General features: G+C 66.8%; 22 protein-coding genes. 9 read left to right on the top strand and 13 right to left on the bottom strand.

Annotated features, from left to right (window positions below):
• The 3 genes from BDO18943_RS26670 to BDO18943_RS26660 form a co-directional block, all read left to right on the top strand.
• Positions 1-510, top strand: a 510-nt coding sequence (locus tag BDO18943_RS26670; RefSeq protein ID WP_175024702.1) for an ABC transporter ATP-binding protein C-terminal domain-containing protein, incomplete at its 5' end; no start/stop codon positions are given.
• On the top strand, positions 507-1,271 hold the full coding sequence (locus tag BDO18943_RS26665; RefSeq protein WP_175024701.1) for an ABC transporter ATP-binding protein: 765 nt from the start codon (positions 507-509) through the stop codon (positions 1,269-1,271). The genes BDO18943_RS26670 and BDO18943_RS26665, both read left to right, overlap by 4 nt.
• Before the next feature lie 97 nt (positions 1,272-1,368).
• Positions 1,369-1,815 (top strand): hypothetical protein, encoded by a 447-nt coding sequence (locus BDO18943_RS26660; protein WP_175024700.1) that lies wholly within the window; start codon positions 1,369-1,371, stop codon positions 1,813-1,815.
• A gap of 134 nt (positions 1,816-1,949) precedes the next feature.
• On the opposite strand, the gene BDO18943_RS26655 is transcribed toward BDO18943_RS26660, so the two are convergent.
• The 4 genes from BDO18943_RS26655 to BDO18943_RS26640 form a co-directional block, all read right to left on the bottom strand.
• Positions 1,950-2,333, bottom strand: coding sequence for a hypothetical protein (locus BDO18943_RS26655; RefSeq protein WP_175024699.1), 384 nt, complete (start codon positions 2,331-2,333; stop codon positions 1,950-1,952).
• Entirely contained in the window at positions 2,330-3,409 is a 1,080-nt protein-coding gene (locus tag BDO18943_RS26650; protein ID WP_235996197.1) for a DUF6402 family protein, read from the bottom strand. The genes BDO18943_RS26655 and BDO18943_RS26650 overlap by 4 nt, the downstream gene beginning before the upstream one ends.
• 250 nt (positions 3,410-3,659) lie before the next feature.
• The gene (locus BDO18943_RS26645) at positions 3,660-5,090 is read right to left on the bottom strand and encodes a sensor histidine kinase (protein ID WP_175024697.1); all 1,431 of its coding nucleotides are present in this window, start codon (positions 5,088-5,090) and stop codon (positions 3,660-3,662) included.
• On the bottom strand, positions 5,077-5,742 hold the full coding sequence (locus tag BDO18943_RS26640; protein ID WP_011356119.1) for a response regulator transcription factor: 666 nt from the start codon (positions 5,740-5,742) through the stop codon (positions 5,077-5,079). The genes BDO18943_RS26645 and BDO18943_RS26640 overlap by 14 nt, the downstream gene beginning before the upstream one ends.
• A gap of 140 nt (positions 5,743-5,882) precedes the next feature.
• Between BDO18943_RS26640 and BDO18943_RS26635 the strand changes: the two genes are divergently transcribed.
• The 3 genes from BDO18943_RS26635 to BDO18943_RS26625 all read left to right on the top strand — a co-directional run bounded on the left by BDO18943_RS26635 (position 5,883) and on the right by BDO18943_RS26625 (position 8,478).
• Entirely contained in the window at positions 5,883-6,032 is a 150-nt protein-coding gene (locus BDO18943_RS26635; RefSeq protein ID WP_175024696.1) for a hypothetical protein, read from the top strand.
• Positions 6,029-7,045 carry an ABC transporter substrate-binding protein gene (locus BDO18943_RS26630; RefSeq protein ID WP_175024695.1) on the top strand — a complete coding sequence of 339 codons (1,017 nt, stop codon included), beginning with the start codon at positions 6,029-6,031 and terminating at the stop codon, positions 7,043-7,045. Before BDO18943_RS26635 ends, BDO18943_RS26630 begins: the two co-directional genes overlap by 4 nt.
• A gap of 122 nt (positions 7,046-7,167) precedes the next feature.
• Positions 7,168-8,478 (top strand): MFS transporter, encoded by a 1,311-nt coding sequence (locus BDO18943_RS26625; RefSeq protein WP_043178300.1) that lies wholly within the window; start codon positions 7,168-7,170, stop codon positions 8,476-8,478.
• A gap of 12 nt (positions 8,479-8,490) precedes the next feature.
• Here the strand turns inward: BDO18943_RS26625 and BDO18943_RS26620 are convergent, their stop codons facing one another.
• On the bottom strand, positions 8,491-9,165 hold the full coding sequence (locus BDO18943_RS26620) for a hypothetical protein (RefSeq protein ID WP_175024694.1): 675 nt from the start codon (positions 9,163-9,165) through the stop codon (positions 8,491-8,493).
• Between the two features lie 230 nt (positions 9,166-9,395).
• Here BDO18943_RS26620 and BDO18943_RS26615 point away from each other — a divergent pair, with 230 nt between their 5' ends.
• Positions 9,396-9,587 (top strand): hypothetical protein, encoded by a 192-nt coding sequence (locus BDO18943_RS26615; protein WP_235996196.1) that lies wholly within the window; start codon positions 9,396-9,398, stop codon positions 9,585-9,587.
• A gap of 86 nt (positions 9,588-9,673) precedes the next feature.
• On the opposite strand, the gene BDO18943_RS26610 is transcribed toward BDO18943_RS26615, so the two are convergent.
• Positions 9,674-11,458 carry a sensor histidine kinase gene (locus tag BDO18943_RS26610; protein ID WP_175024693.1) on the bottom strand — a complete coding sequence of 595 codons (1,785 nt, stop codon included), beginning with the start codon at positions 11,456-11,458 and terminating at the stop codon, positions 9,674-9,676.
• Positions 11,455-12,099 carry a response regulator gene (locus BDO18943_RS26605; protein WP_043178295.1) on the bottom strand — a complete coding sequence of 215 codons (645 nt, stop codon included), beginning with the start codon at positions 12,097-12,099 and terminating at the stop codon, positions 11,455-11,457. The genes BDO18943_RS26610 and BDO18943_RS26605 overlap by 4 nt, the downstream gene beginning before the upstream one ends.
• Before the next feature lie 321 nt (positions 12,100-12,420).
• On the opposite strand from BDO18943_RS26605, the gene BDO18943_RS26600 reads away from it, so the two are divergent.
• Both BDO18943_RS26600 and BDO18943_RS26595 read left to right on the top strand, forming a co-directional pair.
• Positions 12,421-12,873: a hypothetical protein gene (locus BDO18943_RS26600; protein ID WP_089453620.1), complete on the top strand. Its 453-nt coding sequence runs from the start codon at positions 12,421-12,423 to the stop codon at positions 12,871-12,873.
• 102 nt (positions 12,874-12,975) lie between these two features.
• Positions 12,976-14,994 (top strand): LssY C-terminal domain-containing protein, encoded by a 2,019-nt coding sequence (locus BDO18943_RS26595; protein WP_175024692.1) that lies wholly within the window; start codon positions 12,976-12,978, stop codon positions 14,992-14,994.
• Positions 14,995-15,002: 8 nt separating this feature from the next.
• On the opposite strand, the gene BDO18943_RS26590 is transcribed toward BDO18943_RS26595, so the two are convergent.
• From BDO18943_RS26590 to BDO18943_RS26565, 6 genes are all read right to left on the bottom strand, one after another.
• Complete coding sequence (locus BDO18943_RS26590; protein WP_175024691.1) at positions 15,003-15,209, bottom strand: hypothetical protein; 207 nt, start codon at positions 15,207-15,209, stop codon at positions 15,003-15,005.
• Complete coding sequence (locus BDO18943_RS26585) at positions 15,206-15,715, bottom strand: OmpA family protein (protein ID WP_175024690.1); 510 nt, start codon at positions 15,713-15,715, stop codon at positions 15,206-15,208. Before BDO18943_RS26585 ends, BDO18943_RS26590 begins: the two co-directional genes overlap by 4 nt.
• Before the next feature lie 12 nt (positions 15,716-15,727).
• Positions 15,728-16,402 (bottom strand): M35 family metallo-endopeptidase, encoded by a 675-nt coding sequence (locus tag BDO18943_RS26580; RefSeq protein ID WP_175024689.1) that lies wholly within the window; start codon positions 16,400-16,402, stop codon positions 15,728-15,730.
• A gap of 3 nt (positions 16,403-16,405) precedes the next feature.
• On the bottom strand, positions 16,406-16,933 hold the full coding sequence (locus tag BDO18943_RS26575; RefSeq protein WP_175024688.1) for a PAAR domain-containing protein: 528 nt from the start codon (positions 16,931-16,933) through the stop codon (positions 16,406-16,408).
• A gap of 373 nt (positions 16,934-17,306) precedes the next feature.
• On the bottom strand, positions 17,307-19,754 hold the full coding sequence (locus tag BDO18943_RS26570; RefSeq protein WP_175024687.1) for a flavin-containing monooxygenase: 2,448 nt from the start codon (positions 19,752-19,754) through the stop codon (positions 17,307-17,309).
• Positions 19,741-21,456, bottom strand: coding sequence for a GMC family oxidoreductase (locus BDO18943_RS26565; RefSeq protein WP_175024686.1), 1,716 nt, complete (start codon positions 21,454-21,456; stop codon positions 19,741-19,743). The genes BDO18943_RS26570 and BDO18943_RS26565 overlap by 14 nt, the downstream gene beginning before the upstream one ends.
• Between the last annotated feature and the right edge of the window lie 180 nt (positions 21,457-21,636).

Below are 21,636 nucleotides of genomic sequence, written 5' to 3'. Positions count from 1 at the left end.
GGCTGGCCCGCGCTCGGCGTGGCGGCCGAGGTGTTGCGCGCGCTCGTGCGGCCCGCGGCGGTGCGGCGCGAGGAAGCCGCGCTGCGCGACGAGGCGCGCGCGATCGTCGCCGGGTTCGGCGAGCGGCTCACGCCGCGCATCGATCATCCGGCGCACAGCCTGTCGTATGCGAACCGGCGGCGCGTGGAGATCGGCCGCGCGCTCGCGCTGCATCCGCGGCTGCTGCTGCTCGATGAACCGACGGCGGGGATGAACGAAACGGAGACAGCCGAGATGCTGCAACTGATCCAGTCGCTGAAAGCGCGCGGCCTGACGATCCTGCTGATCGAGCACAAGCTCGAACTCGTGATGCGCGTGTCCGACCGCGTGATGGTGCTCGACAACGGCGTGAAGATCGCCGAAGGCGCGCCGCGCGACGTGCGGCACGATCCGCGCGTGATCGAGGCGTACCTCGGCCGCCGCCATGCAGGTGGCGCGCCCGCCGAACGCGCGGCACAGGCGGCCGCATGACCGCACTTTCTTCCGGACCCGATACGACCATGACCGACGCGCTGCTGAAACTCGAACACCTCGATACGTTCTATGGGCCGGTGCAGGTGCATTTCGACGTGAACTTCGAAGTCGGCCGCGGGCAGATCGTCAGCCTGCTCGGCGGCAACGCGAGCGGCAAGTCGACGACGATGAAGCTGATTCTCGGGCTGATGCGGCCGCGTCGCGGCGTCGTGCGCTTCGACGGCGACGACGTGACGGCGCTCGCGACGCCGCAGCGCGTGCGGCGCGGGATCGCGGCCGTGCCCGAGGCGCGGCGGCTGTTCGGCGACATGAGCGTGCGCGAGAACCTGCTGATGGGCGCGTACACGCATGGCGACCGCACGGCGGTGGCGGAAGACTACGAACGCGTGCTCGACCTGTTTCCGCGTGTGCGCGAGCGGTTGACGCAGCGCGCGGGCACGCTGTCGGGCGGCGAGCAGCAGATGCTCGCGATGGCGCGCGCGCTGATGGCGCGGCCGAAGCTGATCTGCATGGACGAGCCGACGATGGGGCTGTCGCCGCTCTACGTCGACAAGGTGCTGGAGCTGATCGACGCGATCAACCGGCAGGGCGTGACCGTGTTCATGGTCGAGCAGAACGCGAGCCTCGCGCTGGAGATCGCGCATTACGGGTACGTGCTGCAGACGGGGCGCGTCGTGCTCGAAGGGCCCGCGAAGGCGCTGCTCGACGACGAGCGTGTGCGCGATGCGTATCTCGGCGGGGAGGCGGTGGCAGCGTGAGCGGGCGTGGCGGGCGTAGCGAAAAACCACGATGCACGCCGGATTGTCAGGTAGATTGACGCTCAGTCGCCATTACCGCCACCGGGAGCGCCGCGCCATGTTGACCTATTCCGTTCAGAAAGTCGGCTACGCATTCGATCAGCTGGATCCGCAGGGCGCGACGGACTACGCGTCGTTCACGCAAGCGTTCGACGCGTTCCCGTGGGCGGCGCAGCATGCCGAATGGGACGACACGCAGGAAGGCCCGTTGCCGGCCCTCGTGCTGCAGCATGAGGACGATCAGCGGGAATTGTGGGTGACCGCGCTGAGCGATGCGCATGCGGACGGCTTCCAGTTGAATGCCGTCGCCATGCGGATGAAGAAGGGGCTGTTCGGAATCGGCAAGGGCAAGCTGGAGCAGCAAGTCGACACGATCGACGTCAGGAAGCGTACCGACGTCGACACGTTGTGCCGGCTGTTCTGCGATCGTCAGTACGACGAGCTGGACCGGGTGGTGGCGCGGCACGTGGAGCGCAACGGCTTCGAAGACGACAGCGACGATTGAGGGCCTCCGGAGAATGAACTGCCGCGTCGGGCTCGACCGGTGGTACTCCCCCTTACCGACAACGATTGTGCAGGGCTTGCGTGTTTTAGTCCGATTGCATGATGTTGTCGACGACGTTGAGCCGTTCGAGACTATTACGGAAGCATGGCCAGCCAGCGATCACTCAATGACGGGGGCAACGCAATCATGCCTTCACCGTCCGTGGCTGCAGTGTCGTATACGATTGCATCCCGATCCCAGGTCAATCTAACCGGCTCGTCACGCGGAAAGGTAAACAGACGCTCGGCAACCAGGCCCATATTGTTTGTGCGATACAGGCGGAGTACGACATTTTCTCCCGGCCCGTAACAGTACGTTGCCGTGTAGCTGTCTTCGCTCAGGCGTGATTGCTCCGTATGACACTGGTTCAGATCATACGTTTTCCTCCGGATATCAGAACGCCACGCATAGGGCATTAGCACCCCGATCAGCGCAAGTGTTACCGCAATTCGCATGAGGCGCTTCAATATGGTCTTCACGACAGGTTCAGATAGATGGGGTGCTGGAGACGAACGATCCGCCGGTCGGAGTAAATAAAGAAATCACCGCCGCGGCGATGTTTCATTTGCCACGCTCTGAAATCCCGATTTCGAACGGGATAGAGAATATTGTCTTTCTTGCGAAGATCACCGACCGCCACTGGGTAATCTATCCAAGGCAGGCCAAATGCGCTCATCGCAAGTGTCCCGGGGACCAGATTGACGCTTCGCGCGTTCCAGTGGCCGAGATACTGAGACGATTCACCGGGTTCTCCGCCGAAGGTATAGTTGTCCTTCACGTAAACGGAGATATGCGTCACCGCGGCTGTCGTTCCATCGAGGCTGACTTCGACACGCTCGATGGCTGCATACAGGTTGAACGATCCGAGCGCACCGGTCAGGTCGTCCGGGATTCCGTTGGACTCCGTGCGGCGCTTGAGGTACTGCTGTGCTTTCTGCTCGAAGGTGCCTTCCACCGGAGAAAATTGTACGTGAAAATGGCGATGGATCGACTGAATATCGCCTCCGCATACGTCGGTGGCGGAGACGACCGGATAGTGGTTCTTATACGGCAATAGTCGATTCCGAATGACACGCGCTGCGGCATTGCTATAGATCGCCGATGAAATGAGGTAGTCGAACTGCTCTTTCGCCCTGGCGTATTTCAACACCCATTCGAGTTTCACCGTCGTCGTGTCGATCATGTCAGGTGGGTATGGGACACCAGTCTGATTGATACCGTTCCGCTCGTCTTCACCGGTAGGGGAATAGTTCAATCGTCCCGCGAACCACCTTTCCATGAGGGTCGCTGATACAGGCATCAAGAGCTTACGCATCGCACCCGGTATTTCCTGAATGTCGAATGGCTCGGCAGTGTCTTCCTTCTTCAACGGTGCGGGAGCAGCGGGCGGCGGGGGAGGTGTGTTAAGCCAATTTCTGAATCTCGAATATGCATCTACCATGCGTTCGATATCGTCGAGCATTTTCAGGGCAGGATCGGGACGTGCGTTCTTACGTCGCTTCACCGTTTTTTCTTTGACTGGCTTCGCCTCGAGAACCGGAGGTGGACGATCCATCGAAAGACTCAATCCGTGGATTATTTTGCAACCGTAACTACCTTCGCAGTACGTCCATTTCCAAATCAGCTTGTTCGGTTTGTGATACGGCAGTGTCTGACGTTCGGATTCCATCAGTCTGAAGGCCATCGGGGCAGTGATTGAAGTGCCGGCAATTCGAGCACAAGTGCGTCCGCGATGCAAAAACTGTCACATATTGGTAACGAATATCGGGCGAAGGGCGGTTGTTCTGAAATTGGAATCAGGGATTTCATTGTCGGGGCGACATGGCCCTCCCGCCGCCCGCCGCGCGCGGAAACGTCAGCACCACCGCGAACCCGCCCGCATCGGGAGGCGCAAACCCGATGCGCCCGCCATGCGCCTTCATCACTTCCTGCACGATCGCGAGCCCGAGGCCCGACCCCGTGCGCCGCTCGCTGCCGTCCGGCGCGATCCGCACGAACGGCTGTAGCGCCGCGTCCCAATGTTCGCGCGGAATTCCGCGACCGTTGTCGGTGACGGTCAGCGTCACCGCATCGCCGGTGTCGTCCTGCGTCGCGACCGAGACGACGATGTCGTCCGCATGCCCATGCAGCAGCGCGTTGTGCAGCACGTTCGACAGCGCTTCCTGCAGGCTGATCGCATCGCCGTCGATCCAGGCGAGCGGCGCGTCGCTTGCGAACGCGACGGCCACATCGCGCTCGCCCGCGAGCGGAATCGTGCGGCCGAGCACGTCCTTCGCGAGCGCGACGAGTTCGACGGGTTGCAACGGCACGGCTTCGGTGCGATGAATCACCATCGCGTGATTGAGCAACTGGCCTGTGAGCCGCCCGACATCCGAGCAGGTCGCGCGCAGCGCGTCGAGCCGCGCCGCGTGTCGCGCGGGATCGGCTTCGCCGTCGAGCAGCTCGATCTGCGCGTCGAGTCGCGCGAGTGGCGTGCGCATCTGGTGCGCGGCATCGGCGATGAAGCGTTGCATCGCGTTGATCCGCTCCGCGAGGCGGCGCATCAGCCCGTTGATCGACCCGATGATCGCGTCGATCTCGCTCGGCGTGTCGACGGCCACCGGCCGCAGGTCGGCCGGGTCGCGCGCGGCGATGATCGTGCCGATTTGCGCGAGCGGGCGCAGGCCGCGCCGGATCGCGAGGCCGCTCGCGCCGATCGCGAGCACGCTCATCAGCAGGATCAGCGTCCACACCTTGAAACTCATGTCGTTCGTGAGTTGCTGGCGCGCGTTGGTGGTTTGCGCCACTGTCACGAGCGCCCAGCCCGGCGTGCTTTCCTCGGGCATGTAGCGCGCGATGGTCGCGGTGCGGATCCGGTGTCCCTGGTACATGCCGTTCGCGAACGCGGGGCCCTGTTTCGCGGCGGCGAGCGTTGCGGGGCTCGCGAGATCGTTGTAGCCGGCCACGACGATGCCGCGCGAATCGACCACCTTGTAGTAGACGAGGTCGTAGCGCGACAGCGTCGACAGCGCGGCCACCGGCGGATTCAGCGCGAGCACGCCGCCCTGCACGTAGAGGTTTTCCGCGACCTGGATCGATGCGCCCGCAAGCAACTGGTCGTACGCGCGGTCGGCCGCGACGCCCGCGTAGTAGCGCGCGATTGCCGCGAGCGCGAGCGCGCCGGTCGCGACGACGAGCGCGATGAAGAGCAGCGTGCGCCCGAACAGCGTCTTCGGGAACCAGTCAGTGCGCCGCAATCTGATACCCCATCCCGCGCGCGGTGCGAATCTCGACCGAGCTGCCCTGCAGCTTCTTGCGCACGCGTGTCACGTACTGCTCGACCGCGTTCGCGGTCGGCTCGTTGCCGAAGCTGAACAGCTGGTTCAGCAGTTCGTCCTTCGAGAAGATCCGCTGCGGCCGGCTCGCGAGGATTTCGAGCAGTGCAAACTCCTGGCGCGACAGCGACAGCGGCTGGCCGTCGAGTTCCGCTAGGCGGCTGCTGCGATCGATCACGAGGCCGCCGAGCGTCAGCACGTCGTTCGCATGGCCGCTGTTGCGGCGCAGGAGCGCCTGCACGCGCGCATCGAGCTCGCGGTAGTCGAACGGTTTCACCAGATAGTCGTCGGCGCCGAGGCCGAGGCCGCTCACGCGGTCGTCGATCGCCGAGCGCGCGGTGACGAGCAGCACGGGCGTCGTGCTGCCCGACGCGCGCAGGTGGCGCAGCACCGTGAAGCCGTCCATGCCCGGCAGGTTCGCGTCGAGCACGACGAGGTCGAAACGCTCGACGCGCAGCAGCCCGTTCGCGGTCGCGCCGTCGGTTTCGAGATCGACGGCATGGCCGAGCCGCGCGAGGCGGTTGCGGATCGCCGCGCCGATTTCGGCATCGTCCTCCACGACGAGAATGCGCATGGTGCCGTTTCGCAGGTGGGTGGGTTAGGGGTTTTCCCGGGGCCGGGATGTCAGCATTTTCTCAGACTCGGTCGATAACCTGTGTCGAGCCGGACGTTGCAAGGACGGTCATTAATACCAGAACCACAGGAGACGGCAACATGCAGCAGCAAACGGGCGCGACGAGCGCGCGGCGCAGCGCGCCGCCGGCCCGCGCTCGCCGGTGCGGCGAAGCGGGCCGCAGCCGCATGGCGGTCGATACGATGGCGTTCGCGGCTCATGCCGCGCGTGCCGGGAAGGCCGGCGCATGACGACGTCGCAACGCCGCCGCGCATTGATTGCCGCCGGGCTCGGCGCGCTGGCCGCGCCGTCGCTCGTGCGCGCGAAGCCGCGCACGGTACGGATTTCCAAAGGCTATGGCGTGCTGTACCTGCCGCTGCTCGTGATGGAGAAGCAGCGGCTGTTCGAGCGGCATGCGGCGCGCCACGGCGTGCGTGATGTCGCGGTCGACTGGGTGCTGCTCGATGGCGGCAATTCCGTCAACGACGCGATGATGGCCGGCACGCTCGATTTCGCGGGCGCCGGCGCACCGGGTTTCATCGAGCTGTGGGCACGGGCACGCGGCATTCCGAACGTCGAGGTGATCGGCATCAGCGGGCTGTCGACCACGTCGCTGTCGCTGAACACGAACCGGCCGGGCCTCGTGTCGCTGCGCGACTTCACGCCGTCCGACCGGATCGCGGTGCCCGGCATCCGCACGTCGCTGTCGGCGGTGGTGCTGCAGATGGTCGCGAGCAAGCAGCTCGGCCCCGCGCATTTCGCGCAGCTCGATTCGATCACCGTGAGCCTGCCGCATCCGCAGGCGATGCAGGCGCTGATTCGCCACGAGAACGGCGTCACCGCGCATTTCACGTCGCCGCCGTTCTCGACGCTCGAGCTGCGGCAGCCGGGCATCCACCGCGTCGTGAATTCGGTCGATGTGCTGGGCCCGCTGACGCACGACGTCGTATTCGCGCCGAAGCGGCTCGTCGATACGGAGCCCGCGCTCGCCGTCGCGTTTCTCGGCGCGCTCGACGAAGCGATCCACCTGATCGCGCGGGATCCGCGCGCGGCAGCCACGCTGTATGCGGCATCGTCGGGCGTCGGCGTGTCGCACGACGACGTGATGCAAATGCTCGCCGCGCCCGACACGCGCTTCTCGGTGCTGCCGAACCAGCTGATGGACTACGTCGAATTCCTGTACCTGGCCGGCACGATCAAGGCGAAGCCGCGTGCGTGGCACGAGATGTTCGCACCGATGCTCGACGTCTACCGGTCGGGCTGATATCGCCGCGCCCTTTCATCGAAGCACCCCGCGCCCGCGCGATCGTCGCGCGCGGTGCCGACTCAACCCCGATCCAACCGGTACGTAACCGCTATGCAACCGATTCTCGCAAGGAGCCCGAAGTGAACGCCACCGACACCCTGGACCCCGCGTCCGCCGAAGAACAGCGCATCATGTCGAAGATGGCGCGGCGCCTGCTGCCCATCCTCGTCGTGATGTTCCTGATCGCGTTCATCGACCGGCAGAACGTCGGCTTCGCGAAGCTGCAGATGGTGCACAGCCTCGGCATGACGGAAGCCGCGTTCGGGCTCGCATCGTCGCTGTTCTTCATCGGCTACCTGCTGTTCGAGGTGCCGAGCACGCTCGCGCTGCATCGCTACGGCGCGCGCGTGTGGCTCGCGCGGATCATGCTGACGTGGGGGCTCATCACGGTGCTGATGGGCTTCACGACGTCGATGCCCGCGTTCTGCACGTTGCGCTTCGTTCTCGGCATCGCCGAGGCCGGTTTCTATCCGGGCGTGATCTACTACCTGACGCTGTGGTTTCCGCAAAGCTATCGCGCGAAGGTGCTCGGCATCTTCACGCTCGGCAGCGCGCTCGCGAACATGCTCGGCTCGCTGGTCGGCGGCGTGTTGTTGAGCCTGAACGGTGTGTGGGGGCTCGCGGGCTGGCAGTGGGTGTTCGTGGCGACGGGTATCCCGGCGGTGATCGTCGCGGTCGTCGTGTTCCGCGTGCTGCCCGCCTCGGTGCGCGATGCACGTTTCCTCGACGACCGCGAGAAGCAGATCGTCGAGGCCGCGCTCGAACGCGAGAAGCCCGCTCAGGCCGAGCATGGGCAGCCGTGGAAGGCGCTGCTCGATCCGCGCGTGATGCTGTTCGCGGCGACCTACATGCTGATGTCGACGTCGCTGTACGGTGTGACGTACTGGCTGCCGACGCTCGTGAAGTCGTTCGGCGTGTCGAGCACCACGAACGGTTTCCTGAGCATGCTGCCGTGGGCACTCGCGGTGCTGCTGCTGCTGTGGCTGCCGGCGAAACTGCGTCGCGCGAAGAGCATCCTGCGCACGATTGCGATCGTCGCGGCGCTGGGCGCGCTCGGCTTCCTGCTGAGCCTCGTGCTGCCGTCGACGCCGCTGCGCTTCATCGCCCTGGTGCTCGGCGGCGCATGCATCCCGCTGCTGTATCCGTGCTTCTGGTCGATGCCGCCGCGCTACTTCACCGGCGCGCGGGCGGCGGCGAGCGTCGCGGCGATCAACTCGATCGGCAACCTCGGCGGCTTCTTCAGCCAGAACCTGATGCCGTTTGCCGGCAAGGTGACGGGCACCGCGTTCGGGCCGATGATCGTGCCGATCGTGTGTCTCGCGCTGCTCGGGATCGGCGCGCTGGTCGCGTGGACGCGGTCGGAGCGGGGGATGGTGGCGGCGCGGGCGTGACGGCGCGCGGCCTCATCGTATTGTCAACTGGTCCCCGACGAACGAGAAGTTGGCCGAGGCGTGCGTGTTCGACAGCAGGTACTTGAGCGCGTCGATGTCCGGCGCGGTCGTCGTGAAGCGCCTGTCGCCGTCGAAGATGAAGTCCCACGTGATGATGTGGTTGGTGTCGGGATCGGCCACGTGGATCTCCTTCAGCGACGCGAGCGGATACGCGCGCTCGTGCCAGTCGAACAGGTGCCGGACGTAGAGGTGATCCGGCGTGACGATCTCGTAGCGCCGCAGGAACGGTATCGCGATGAGGAGCAGCGCGGCGGTCGTGACCAGCCCCTGGCGGGCTGCACGCCACACGACGGCCCGCGATGCGCGACCGCGCGGCTTGGTGCGGTAGTGCCGGTAGGCGGACGGTACGATCAGCCACGCGGCGAACCACCACGCGATCGCGATGAACCCGAGCGGTATGTTCATGAACGGCACCGAACAGGCGGCGATGAGGGTCGTCGGAAAGTCGAGGAACCGTGCGGTCGACACGAACCCGAGCGCGATGTAGCTGCCGGCCGGATGCGGGATGAACACGGCCGTCGTCAGGGCCTGCAGCGCGAGCAGGATGGGCCAGCACAGGAGCGATACGGCCAGCCAGCCAACCAGGGCGGCGAGAAAGCAGAGTGGATAGCTCAGGATGGATTTCATCGTGGTGGAGGTGCGAGGTCCGGACGGCCGACGCATCGGCGCGAGAGCGAGACGGGACGGTGACAAATTGTAGCGTTGTGCCGAAGCGGATCATGCGGGCAATGTTGCCTTGGGCCGGCCGGCGGCCGGGCACGACCATGCGGCGCATGCGTCACGGTCGGCAGGCTGCCATTTTGCGCATCTTGCCGATGCGTTACGAGGCGTCGCAGGTGTGGCGTATGGAGCGGGCAATGAAAACGACGACGATGAATATGTTGGGCGATGGCATTTCGCGCCGACGCATGCAGCGCGAGTTTGTCGCGCGAGGCCTGGCATCGCGCAACGAGGCGTGGCGGACCGGTGAATACATCGATGCCGCACACGTCCTTGCGGAACTCGAGCGCAGGCTGGAAGCGGCACGCGCGACGAAGGCCGTCGATTAAGTCGGCGGATCGGGCTCGTACTTTACCGCGCAGGCAGCGATCGTCGCTATTCGGCACCCGCCCGCACCACCGCCTTCTCCGGGTATCTACCCGCGCGCGCCCCCATCCCCGCCATGCGCAACCGTCACCTGCGCATGCGACAGCGGAATCTCCACCTCGACCGTCGTCCCTTCGCCGAGCGTCGTTGCGATCCGCAGCGTGCCGCCGACGAGATACGCGCGCTCGCGCAGCCCGACCAGCCCGAACGATCCCGACTTGCGCGGCACGCCGGGATCGAACCCCGCGCCGTCGTCGCGAATCGTCAGCGCGATCGCATCGTTCGCATGTACGAGTTCGACGTTCGCATGCGATGCGGCCGCGTGTCGCGCGACGTTCGCGAGCGCTTCCTGCGCGATGCGGAACACCGTGGTCGCGTAAGGCTCGTCGAGCTGCAGTTCGGGCGGGTCGACATGCAGCGCGCATTCGATGCCGTGACGGTGCCGGAAATCTTCCACGAGCCATTGCATGGCCGCGGCGAAGCCGAGATCGTCGAGCATCAGCGGGCGCAGGTCCGACGCGATGCGGCGCGTCGCGGCCACCGCGCCGCGCGCCAGCGCGTGCATCGCGGCGATCTTGCGCGCCAGCAGCGCGTCGTCCTGCGGCACGCGGTCGATCAGCCATTCGAGGTCGTTCTTCAGCGTCGCGAGCGTCTGCGCGAGTTCGTCGTGCAGCTCGCGTGCGATGCGGCGCTGCTCGGCTTCGCGTGCGCTCGCGCTGATCGCGGCGATCTCGCGCAGCTCCTCGCGCGACGCCTGCAGCGCCCGCTCCGCGCGCACGCGATCCTCGACTTCGCGCCGCAGGTCGCGGTTCGACGCACTCAGTTGCGCGGTGCGCGCGGCGACGCGCTGTTCGAGCCGTTCGTTCGCGTCGTTCAGCTGCGCGCTCTTCTGCACGACGAGCAGGTGCTGGTAGCGCGCGCCGGCCAGTGCGCGCACCGTCTGCGCATGCAGCCGGCCGTTCTCGAACAGCATCGCGAACAGCACGACGCCGGACGCGACGAGGCCGTACGCGCGCCCCGCGTAGAAGCCGAGGTCGTAGCGCCCGTGATTCAGCATCGACGACAGCGCGATGTCGAACAGCCATGCGACCAGCACCGTCATCACCCACAAGTCGAGCACGGAATGGCGTCGCCGGCGCTGCCACATCAGCATCAGCGCCACCAGGTTCAGCCCCCAGACGATCGTGATCGCGTTCGTCATCGTCGCGGCCATCCGGTTGCCGTTCATGATGCGCGGCAGCAGGTCGTGGCCGGCCGTCGCGAGCAGCGCGAGCACGGCCGTCGCGCCGATCGCGGCCGCGATGCACAGCACCACGGGAATCGCCGCGCGGCGCTGCGGGGCCGGGATCGGGCCGGCCGCACGCGATGTCGCGCGCAGCAGCGCGTACGCGGCGACCGCCAGCGGAAAGCCGCCGTGCCAGAACAGGTACAGCCACGCGGTGGTCTGGTCGCCGGCGCCGAGCAGGCCGGTCGGTGCGAACAGCCCGGGAAAGGTCAGCATGTGGGTGCCGGCCATGAAGCCCGTGAACAGGTAGCCGCCCGCGAGCACGAGCAGCGGTTTCTCGCGCAGGATCGCGTACTGGCCGAGCAGCAGGCCGGCCGTCACCATGTCGTTGACGACGATCGCCGACTGGTACACCGGGATGAACGCCCAGCCCGGTGCAAGCGGTCTGCTCGCGAACGGCGCAAGCGCGGCGAAGATCACGGCGGACACGAGCACGGTCGCGAGCGCGAGCCGCCGTTCGCGCCGGCCCGGCGGCAGCGACGACATGAACAGGCGCGACGCGTCCGGGGTGTCGTCGTCCGGGGGCAGGCCGCGGAGGGCGGCGGTCATGCGTCGCCGCCGGGGTCGAGGTCGTGGCGTACCGCGTAGCGGATCAGCGCGGCTTCGTGCGGCAGCTCCATCTTCTCGAGGATCCGTGTCTTGTACGTGCTGACCGTCTTCGCGCTCAGCGCGAGTTCGGTCGCGATCTGCGTGACGGTCTGGCCCGCGACGATGCGGCGCATCACGTCGAGCTCGCGCGCGGACAGCCGTTCGTGCGGCAGCGCCGCGGCCGGCGCGCGCAGCGTCAGCGCGAGGCTTTCGGCCGCCGACGGGCTCACGTAGACGCCCCCCGCCGCGACCTTGCCGACCGCCTCGACAAGCTCGGCGGTCGCGCTGTCCTTCGTCAGGTAGCCGGTGGCGCCGGCCTTGAACGCGCGCGCCGCGTACTGCGCTTCCGCGTGCATCGTCAGCACGAGCGTGCGCAGCGACGGCGCGTGGCGCTTCACCAGCTGGATCAGCTCGATGCCGGTCGGCGCGGGCATCGACAGGTCGAGCAGCAGCACGTCGGCAGCGCCGCGCTCGACCAGCGCGAGCGTGGCCGAGCCGTCGCTCGCCTCGCCGACGATTTCGAAACCGCCGGCCGTTTCCAGGATGTGACGCAGTCCGTCCCGCATGACTGCGTGATCGTCAGCCAGAATTACCCTGATCATCTAGCGATCCTCTTCGGGATGACGCCGCGCACCGTTGTCCGGTGGTCGCCGCGGCTGTTCTTCCGACCAATATATTCCGCCGAATCCGAAAACGGTACACATCCGGGAAATTTTCGAGATAGTCGACCGCGGAATGTGTACTGAAACGAAATAATCCCAGGGAAAAGGTACGCGGCGAAGCGGGTGCGAATCAGGGTATTCCCTGATCGGTGCGGCAACCGGGACAGAGCGGCGCGACGTGTCGCGAGCCGCCCCGCGAGTCGCCCCGATTCGGGACTAAACTGGTGCCCGATGCCACGACAATCCCCGAGGAGCCCCCCGATGATCGATCTTGCCGATATCCTGCCGTCCGCACTGCCCGCCGCCGTTGCATGGGCCGAAGCGGAGGCGGCGCGCGGGATCGCGCAGGGCGCAGCGCTGACGCCCGCGCAGGCCGACGACGCGCGCACGGTCGGCGTCGCGCAGCCCGAGCAGATCCGCGTGGTGATCGTCGACCGCATGCCGTTTCCCGAGATGCCTTCTCTGGCCGCGATCGCCCGCGACACGGGGCTCCTGTCGCCGGGCACGATCGGGCTCACGCTCGGTCATGCGGTGTACGTGCTGCGCGGCCAGGACACGCGCCGCCTGCTGACCCACGAATTCCGCCATGTGCATCAGTACGAGGCCGCCGGGTCGATCGGCGCGTTTCTCGCGCGCTATCTGCAGGAGATCGCGACGGTCGGCTATCACGACGCGCCGCTCGAGGCGGACGCGCGGCAGCACGAGTTCGACTGACCCGTCACGCCGGCGCGATCGCGCGCAACGCCCGATGAACGTTCCCCATGCCATCGCCGGCCCGGTGTTCGCACACCGGGCTACCCCGCCGTGGAGCGTGCGATGAGCGACACGATCCACGCGTGGATCGGCGCGATCGGCGCGCATCCGCTGCTCGTGCTCGCGATCGTGTTCGTGACGGCCTGCGCCGAGGCGATCGCGCTGATCGGCACGGTCGTGCCGGCTGGCGCCGTGATGTTCGCGGCCGGTGCGCTGATCGGCGCGGGCGCGCTCGACGGCTGGACGACCATCGGTGTCGCGGCGGTCGGCGCCGTGGTCGGTGACGGGATCAGCTACGAACTCGGGCGGCACTATCGCGGGGTGATTCGCAATGCGTGGGCACGCTTCGGCTATGCGGCCGCCTATTCGCGCGGCGAGGAGTTCGTGCTGCGTCATGGCATGAAGAGCATCGTGCTCGCGCGCTTTCTTGCGCCGGTGCGCGCGGTCGTGCCGGTCGTCGTCGGCTGCGCGACGCTGCCGCGCCGGTCGTTCTATCCGGTCAATGTCGTCTCGGCGCTCATCTGGGCGCCCGTGCATGTCGCGCCGGGCATCCTGTTCGGGGCGTCGGCCGCGCTGGCCGCGGCGATCAGCGTGCGGGTCGCCGTGATCCTGCTGGTCGTCGCGGCGCTGGTCGCGCTCGTGTGGATCGGCGTGCGCGTGGCGCTGCGGCGCGGCTGGCCGCTGCTGCGCCGCGCGCTCGTCGAAGGTGTGCACGCATGCGCGCGCCGCTGGCCGCGGTTCGGCGCGCGGCTGCACGACGCGATCGCCTACGTGCGCGGGCTGCCGGGCGCGGTGCCCGCGCTCGCGCTGCTGTTCATCGGCTGCGTGTGGCTGTTCGCGGGCCTCGTGCAGGATGTCGTCGCGAACGATCCGCTGATGCACGCGGACATCGCGCTGTATGCGTTCCTGCAGAACCTGCGCACGCCGCCGGTGGACGCGACGATGCGCGGGCTGGCCGTGCTGCACGGGCACGATACGGGGCTGATCGTCGCGGCCGCGTTTCTCGTCTGGCTGATGATCCATCGCTGCTGGCTGACGGCCGCGTGGTGGCTCGTGACGGTCGGCGTTGCCGTCGTGCTCGTGCCGGTATTCGGCGCGGGCGTACCCGGCGCGACGCCCGCGAGCCTGCCGCCCGGCGCGCTGCACGTGCCGCTGCCCGATGCGGAAGCCGCGTTCGCGATTCTCGCGAGCAGCGGCCTCGGCTGGGTGCTGACGCGCGACCGGCCCGCGCTGTGGCGGATCCCGGTCGTGACGGCGGTGGTGCTGTGGATCGTGCTCGGCGGCTTCGCTCGACTGTATGTCGGTGACACGTGGCTGTCAGGCCTGCTGGGCGGCTGGAGCCTCGGTCTGGCGTGGTTCGCGCTGCTCGCCGGCGCGTATGCGTACTGGCGCGTGCGCGAGCATGTGCAGCCGAGGGGCGCGCTCATCGCGGTGACCGTGGTGCTCGCGACGGCTGGCGTATGGACGGTTCCCGCGCAATGGCAACTCGACCGCGCGGCGCGCCCGCATGTCGGCGACGTGGTTGCGATGACGGTCGACCAGTGGCTGCGCGGCGGGTGGCAGCGCGTGCCGGTGCGGCGTACCGAGATCGGTGGCGACCGCGAGGAATATCTGCCGCTGCAATGGAGCGCGACGTCGGACACGCTCGACCGGCATCTCGCGCAGGCCGGCTGGCAGCGCGCGACGCCGTGGTCGCCGGCCACCGCGCTGCGCTGGTTGTTGCCGCAGGCGCCGGCCGACACGCTGCCCGTGCTGCCGCGCTACACGCACGGCGAAAGCACGCGCCGCGTGTTCGTGCGCATCGATCCGGGCCAGCCGGAAAGCCGCCTCGTGCTGCGGTTGTGGCGTTATCCGTACGTGTTGCAGGACGCGCTCGGCATGCGGCCGCTGTGGTACGGCGCGCTGTATCGCGAGACGCTGCACCGGCCAGCGCGGCTGATGACGATCGTGCGCACGACGACGATCGACGATGCGGCGACGATTGCGAAAGCGCTGGCGGTCGAGCCGACGATCGAGCATCCGCCGGCGGGGATGACGGCCGCGCCGGCGGAGATGCTGCTGGTGTGGATGGTTCGGCCGTGAGGGGGCGTTCAGGTTCGCGCAGGAGCCGAGAGGGTAAGGGATCGGTTGCCTGCCTCGGCGATCGCTTGCAGAGCGTGGAGGGCGGCCGCGTGACTGTCGGGATCGTCAAGCGATTCTGTCGCAATTTTCCAATACGAAGCTAAAAGCTCGGGGTCGGCGCGTAGTTCGGCGACTTCCGCGTCGTGATGCGATACAGCGTCTTTGGACGGGCTCATGGTTGCTCCGTTGAGGGGTTGGGTCGGACGTCACCTTGACGTAGGGCTCTGGATGTCGGCGTCACGCGTGGATCGCTACACAGGCGCTCGCATCCCCCATCGCATATCGGGACCAGCGTCACGGCAATCTGATTGAGAGAAGGCCGGCCGTCGTTGTCGATGTCGGGATACTTGATGGTCCTGGTATCTACCCAGATGTTCTGTTCGCTGATGCCCAACTGGATCAGGTAGGCTTTCAGCGCAACAGCGCGTCGGTAGGCGAGGTCCGACGGATTTCGTTCCCGCACGTAACCACCCGCATAGACGATTCCGCGGATGTCGACGTTCGGCCAGTTACGGGCCTCCAGAACCATCTCGGCGATTCTCACCCGAGCTTTATTGGGGATGTCGGTAGCGTTCAGCGGCAACGTATCTGCCATGTCCGTCGAAATCGTGCAGGCGTATGCGAGCGGTGTTGAGGCGAATATTGAAAGCGCGAGCAGGTTTGCAAGGAGAAAGTGTCGCATCACGCGCGTTCCTTATTCGTCGAAGCCGACGTAGCAAGCCAGGCTGTCCGCGTTGCGAATTGCTTTATCGGGATTGGATTGCGCCCAGAAGGTCAAACCGGTCGACACGCCATACATCTCGTCGTTGGAGTCGAACACGTCGGTAAAATGGGTGCATTCGTGGATCAGCGTCAACAGCTGGCATCCGCGCCAGCGCTGCGCTGGAGGCGACGTGCAGAAGTGCGAATAGATCGCGATGATACGCCTTTCAGAATCAGGTTTGCATACCGCGGCATCGGTGTGCCCGCTGTCCGGGAAAACCGTGCACGTGATGTTTCGTTGCTTCTGCTGATCCCACCGGATGACGTTTTCAGGCTTGAGCGATTGCATGACGTCCAGCAGCCTTGGCATTCCGAGTCGAAGTGTAGTGCGTGTCGTGTCGTCGCCGCGGCCGAACCACTTCCGCACGCGCATCTGTTCGGCTTCGTCCCATCTTGTCAGGCCTACAATGCGATCCTGAATCAATGGAACAGCCATGTTGCGAAGTCTGACGATCGATGCCCGAAATGCCTTGTTCGTCATGTCCTGGCATATTGGAGTCAGGTCCAGCTCGATATCCCTGACTGAGCCCGCTGTCGTGTTTGTGAAAACCGTGCCGACCGATTCCCATCCGTCGTCGTCAGGCGAATCCGTGTGGTTCTTCCACATTCGTTATTTCCCCCGATATATTTGGATATCGATTGCATCGCGACAGGATGTCTCGAATCGACGTGTCCGCCCGTTTCCGTCGGTTCGTCCTTCGACAAGCCGACCTGATGAATCCGTGATTCGGTATCGGAGATCTGTGAGAGGCCATCCTGAAGATCGATCGATCAACCGGATCTGCTCGTCGTGAATCGCCGGTGTCGGCGTTGTGGAGCGTAGGTGCTGGGCACTCGATTCAGCCGGGTGTGTGCTTCCCGACGACTCCAGAAATATCCCGGGGTTATTGCCCACGATGACGCGATTTTCCCTGCATGGGCAACCTACCCAGTCACCATCAACGACCACGTTTCGACCGTTTTCGGACAGCCCCTCTCCGGATCCGATAATGTCGAAGGTACCGTCGCAATTCCCGCATGTCGCTTTGTCCCCACTCAATGCGACTCGCCTTTCGTCGTCGTAGATCGTCGAAGAGATCGCGATGACGAAGCCTCGTGTCGTCGTCGGATCGCTATCGCGGATAGCTGCTTTAGTCATTGACGTTCCCCTGTTTCTCGGTGCCTTTTTCCATGACGCCGACGCGGGGCAGGGTTGTCGGGGATCGATGGCAGCGAGCGTCAACTTGCCCTGAGTCAAACAGCAGCGAAGAATAGCTTTTCCTGGTCATTCCGTAGTCGACCTAATCCATTTGGGATGCTGATGATAAGTTGGATGGATCGTGGAATGTCGTGTTATCGAGATGAGGGAAGGGTGGATCGTTGCAGAGTGTCAAAGTGGTAAAAGAGACCTGGGTGACATGCAGTCGGCTCCGCTTCGGTGCGATTCTGACCGAGATGAAACAGGGTTCGCGAATCGACCAAGGCAGATGTATCTGTCTGGACCTCGGTCGTTCGTCATGCTTGATTCTTGTTTATCTCACCGCCACCCGCTCCGCCGCAAACCCTGCCAGCGTCCGCAACGCATCCCGCGCCGACCGCAGGTAAAACGCCTGCAGATGAAACACATGCCAGCGCGCCGCATGAATCTCCAGCTTGCACGGCACGCCACAGGCCTGCGCATGACGGGCCAGCCGCTGCGCATCCGACAGCAGCACCTCCTGATCGCCGGCCTGGACGAGCATCGGCGGCAAACCGCGCAGGTCGGTGTCGAGCGGGCCGCGGGCGGCCACCGAACCGGCGCCGTGATACCAGCGCAGCCCCTGCTCGAGCCAGCCGCGACGGATCATCGGATCGTCGCCGCGGCGCGAAGCCAGCGTCGCGCCCCCGAGCGCGGGATCGGTCACGGGCGAGATCAGCAGCAGCGCGGCGGCGGCCGGCTCGCCGCGCTCGCGCAGCGCGATGGCCAGTGCCAGCGCCAGCGCGCCGCCGGCCGAATCGCCCGCGATCACGATCCGGTGCGGCGCGTGGCCTTGCGCGCGCATCGCGTCATAGACGGCCAGCGCATCGTCGAGCGCGGCCGGGCTCGGATGCTCGGGGGCCAGCCGGTAGTCGGGCACCCACACCGGCAGGCCGGCATCGTTCGCGAGCCGCGTCGTCACGCCGCGATGCGTATGCGGCCCGCCGAGACAGAAGGCGCCGCCGTGAAGATAGAGGATCGCGCCGCCCGTGTCGCCGCGCTTCGGCGCAACGACTTCGACCGGCACGTGATGCGCAGACGTACGGTAGCGCAGCGTGCCGCCCGTGCCCGGCATCAGCTGCGACAGCAGCGCGACGACGCCGCGCTGCATGCGCGCGCCGAACGGCGGCCCGATCAGCGGCCGGAACGCGACGCGCAGGAAGCCGCGCAGCGATGCGGCGGCGAGTGCCTCCAGCCGGCCGGCGGGCGGCGCGACCATGACGGCGCGCGTCGGTGCGACCGATTCGGGCAACGGATGCGTGAAGCGGTAGGCTGACATCCCGGTGAAGCGGGTGATCCACCGGTAGGTCAGCGTGAAGCCCGGCCAGTTCGTGCTGTTGTGTCCCGACGCATCGACGTACCAGCTCTTGCAGCTGTTCCACACCGATCCTTCGAGCCGCTGCTGCACATGCACGTTGAAGCGCCGGTAGCGGCGCGCGTCGACGTCGATTTCGCATGCGCCGTCGCGCTGCATCGTGCGCAGGCAGCGCATCACGTGCGCGATCTGGCTTTCGAGCATGTAGACGATCGAGTTGTGGCCGAGGTTGGTGTTCGGGCCGTACAGCATGAAGAAGTTCGGAAAACCGGGCACGGTGAGCCCGAGATACGCCTGCGCGCCGCGCCGCCATGCGTCGTTCAGGTCGAGCCCGTCGCGGCCCGTGATGCGCATCGGCGACAGGAACTCGGTCGCCGCGAACCCCGTGCCGTAGACGATCGCATCGACCGGATGATGCACGCCGTCGGCAGTCTCGATGCCGTCCGCCGTGACGCGCCGGATCCGCTGCGTGACGAGCTCGACGTTGTCGCGGCTCATCGCGGCCAGGTACTCGCTCGACAGCAGGATGCGCTTGCAGCCGATCGGATAGTCGGGCGTGAGCCGCGCACGCAGCGCCGGGTCCGGCACGTCGCGCGCGAGCAGCTTGTGGAACGGCCGGCCGACCGCGACCTTCATGATCTTGTGCAGGCGCGTGAACGCGATCGCACGCGATTCGTAGCGCAGGTAGATCGACGCGCGATGCAGCTTCATCGCCCACGGCAGCCGGCGAAACAGCGCCTTTTCCCACGGGCGGTACGCGCGGTCGGGGCGCGGCATCACGTAGGCCGGCGAACGCTGGAACACGACCAGGCGCTGCACGTCGCCGGCGATCGCGGGGACGAACTGGATCGCCGACGCGCCGGTGCCGACCACCGCGACGCGCTTGCCGGCGAGCGAATAGTCGTGATCCCAGTGCGCAGAGTGGAAGGCGCGGCCGCGGAACGTGTCGATGCCGGGCAGGTCGGGCATGGCGGGGCGGCTCAATTGGCCGGTGCCGCTGACCAGCACGGCGGCGCTCAGCGTCGTGCCGTCGGCGAGCGTGACGCGCCACAGCGCGGCGGCTTCGTCGTAGCGTGCTTGCTGGACTTCGGCGCCGCAGCGCAGGTAGCGCGCGAGGCCGTACTTGCGCGCGCAATGCTGCAGGTACGCATGGATTTCGGGCTGCGGCGCGAACACGCGCGACCACGCCGGATTGGGTTCGAACGAGAACGAGTACAGGTGCGAAGGCACGTCGCAGGCGGCGCCCGGGTAGCTGTTGTCGCGCCACACGCCGCCGACGTCGTGCGAGCGTTCGACAATCACGAAATCGTGGATGCCGGCGCGTTGTAGCGCGACTGCCATGCCGATGCCGGCGAAGCCGGCGCCGATGATGATCGCCGCGAGCGGTGCGGCGGATTCGGTCAGATGGGTTGCGTCACGCGACGACATGGTGGGTTTCCTCAGGCTGGACGGCATCGTGCGCGCCGCGCGATGCTGGAACGGGGGCAGGATTCGTCGTTGTGCTGACGGTTTCGCCCTGCGGCCGCGCGGGCGTGCGGCACGTGCCGCGAATCAGGTCGACGGCCTTCTCGGCGATCATGATCGTCGGTGCGTTGGTGTTGCCGCCGATGAGCGTCGGCATGATCGATGCATCGACGATGCGCAGCCCCTGCAGGCCACGCACGCGCAGTTGCGGATCGACGACGGCGAGCGCGTCGTGCCCCATCCGGCACGTGCCGACCGGGTGATACACGGTGTCGGTGCGCCGCCGCAGCACGTCGCGGATTTCATCGTCGGTGTGGACGTTCGCGGTGAACAGGTCCTGCGTGGTCCAGCCGGCAAGCGCCGGCGCTTCCATCAGCCGGCGCGTGAGGCGGAAGCCCGCGACCATGTCGTCGAGGTCGCGCGGATCGTCGAAGAACGCGGGGTCGATGCGCGGCGCCGCGAGCGGATCGGTGCCGTTGAGCGTGACCGAGCCGCGGCTGCGCGGCCGCAGCAGGCACACGTGGCATGACAGCCCGTGGCCGGCGTGCAGCTTGCGCGCGTGATCGTCGACGAGCGCGACGACGAAGTGCAGCTGGATGTCCGGTGCATCGAGCTCGGCGCGGGTCTTCAGGAAGCCGCCGCCTTCCGCGAAATTCGACGTCAGCATCCCGCGCCGTTCGCGGCGAAAACGCGCAAGCTCGCGCAGCATGCGCAGGCCGCCGCGCGCGGACACGCCCATCGTGTCGACGCTGCGGGTGCGATAGCCGAAGATGAAATCCGGATGATCCTGCAGGTTGCGGCCGACGCCGGGCAGGTCGGCGTGCACGGCGATGCCGTGCTGCTGGAGTTCGCGGCCCGGGCCGACGCCCGACAGCATCAGCAACTGCGGCGTCTGCAGCGCGCCGGCCGCGAGCACGACTTCCCGCCGTGCGCGCAGCGTGCGGACCTCGCCATGCTGCCGCACTTCGACGCCGATCGCGCGCGTGCCGTCGAACAGGATGCGCAGGACCTGCGCGTGCGTCTCGACCGTCAGGTTGTCGCGGCGGCCGACGTGCGGCAGCAAGTACGCGCGCGCCGCGCTCCACCGTTCGCCGTGCTTCTGCGTGACCTGGTAGATACCGATGCCTTCCTGCTGCGCGCCGTTGAAATCGTCGGTGAGCGGCAGGCCGGCCTGCTGCGCGGCTTCCAGGTAGCGCGCATGGAACGGGTTGCCGGTGCGCAGGTCGCTCACCCACAGCGGGCCGTCGCGGCCGTGCCACGCATCGTCGAAGCGCTCGTTGTGCTCGCTCAGGCGGAAGTACGGCAGCACGTCGTCGTAGGCCCAGCCTTCGTTGCCGAGCGCGGCCCAGCCGTCGTAGTCGACGCGATGGCCGCGGATATAGACCATCGCGTTGATGCCCGACGAACCGCCGAGCATCTTGCCGCGCGGCTGATAGCCGATGCGCCCGCCGAGGCCCGGCTGCGGCACCGTGTCGAAGGCCCAGTTGTTGATGCGGGTCGGCATCATCGCGACCGCGCCGGTCGGCACGTTGACGAGCGTGCCGTCGCCGCGGCCGCCGGCCTCGAGCACGCAGACGGTCACGGCCGGGTCTTCGGTCAGCCGCCCGGCGACGACGCAGCCGCCCGAACCGCCGCCGACGACGATGTAGTCGAAAGTCTTGCTCATGGATTCGTTCTCCGAGGGTCGATGGATCAGGCGGGGCGCGGCGGCGCGCACCGGCGGGCGAGGTGCGGCGGGCGGATCGCGAGCGGCGGGGCGGGATCGTGGGCGAACGCGGCGCGCCGGCGTGCGAAGCGGGCTGCGGGATCGGTCGGGCGACGTTGTCGCATGGTGTCTCCTCCGGAG

It is taken from the genome of Burkholderia aenigmatica, from assembly GCF_902499175.1.
GTDB classification, from domain to species: Bacteria; Pseudomonadota; Gammaproteobacteria; order Burkholderiales; family Burkholderiaceae; genus Burkholderia; species Burkholderia aenigmatica.
This window is presented reverse-complemented; position numbering and strand designations above follow the sequence as displayed.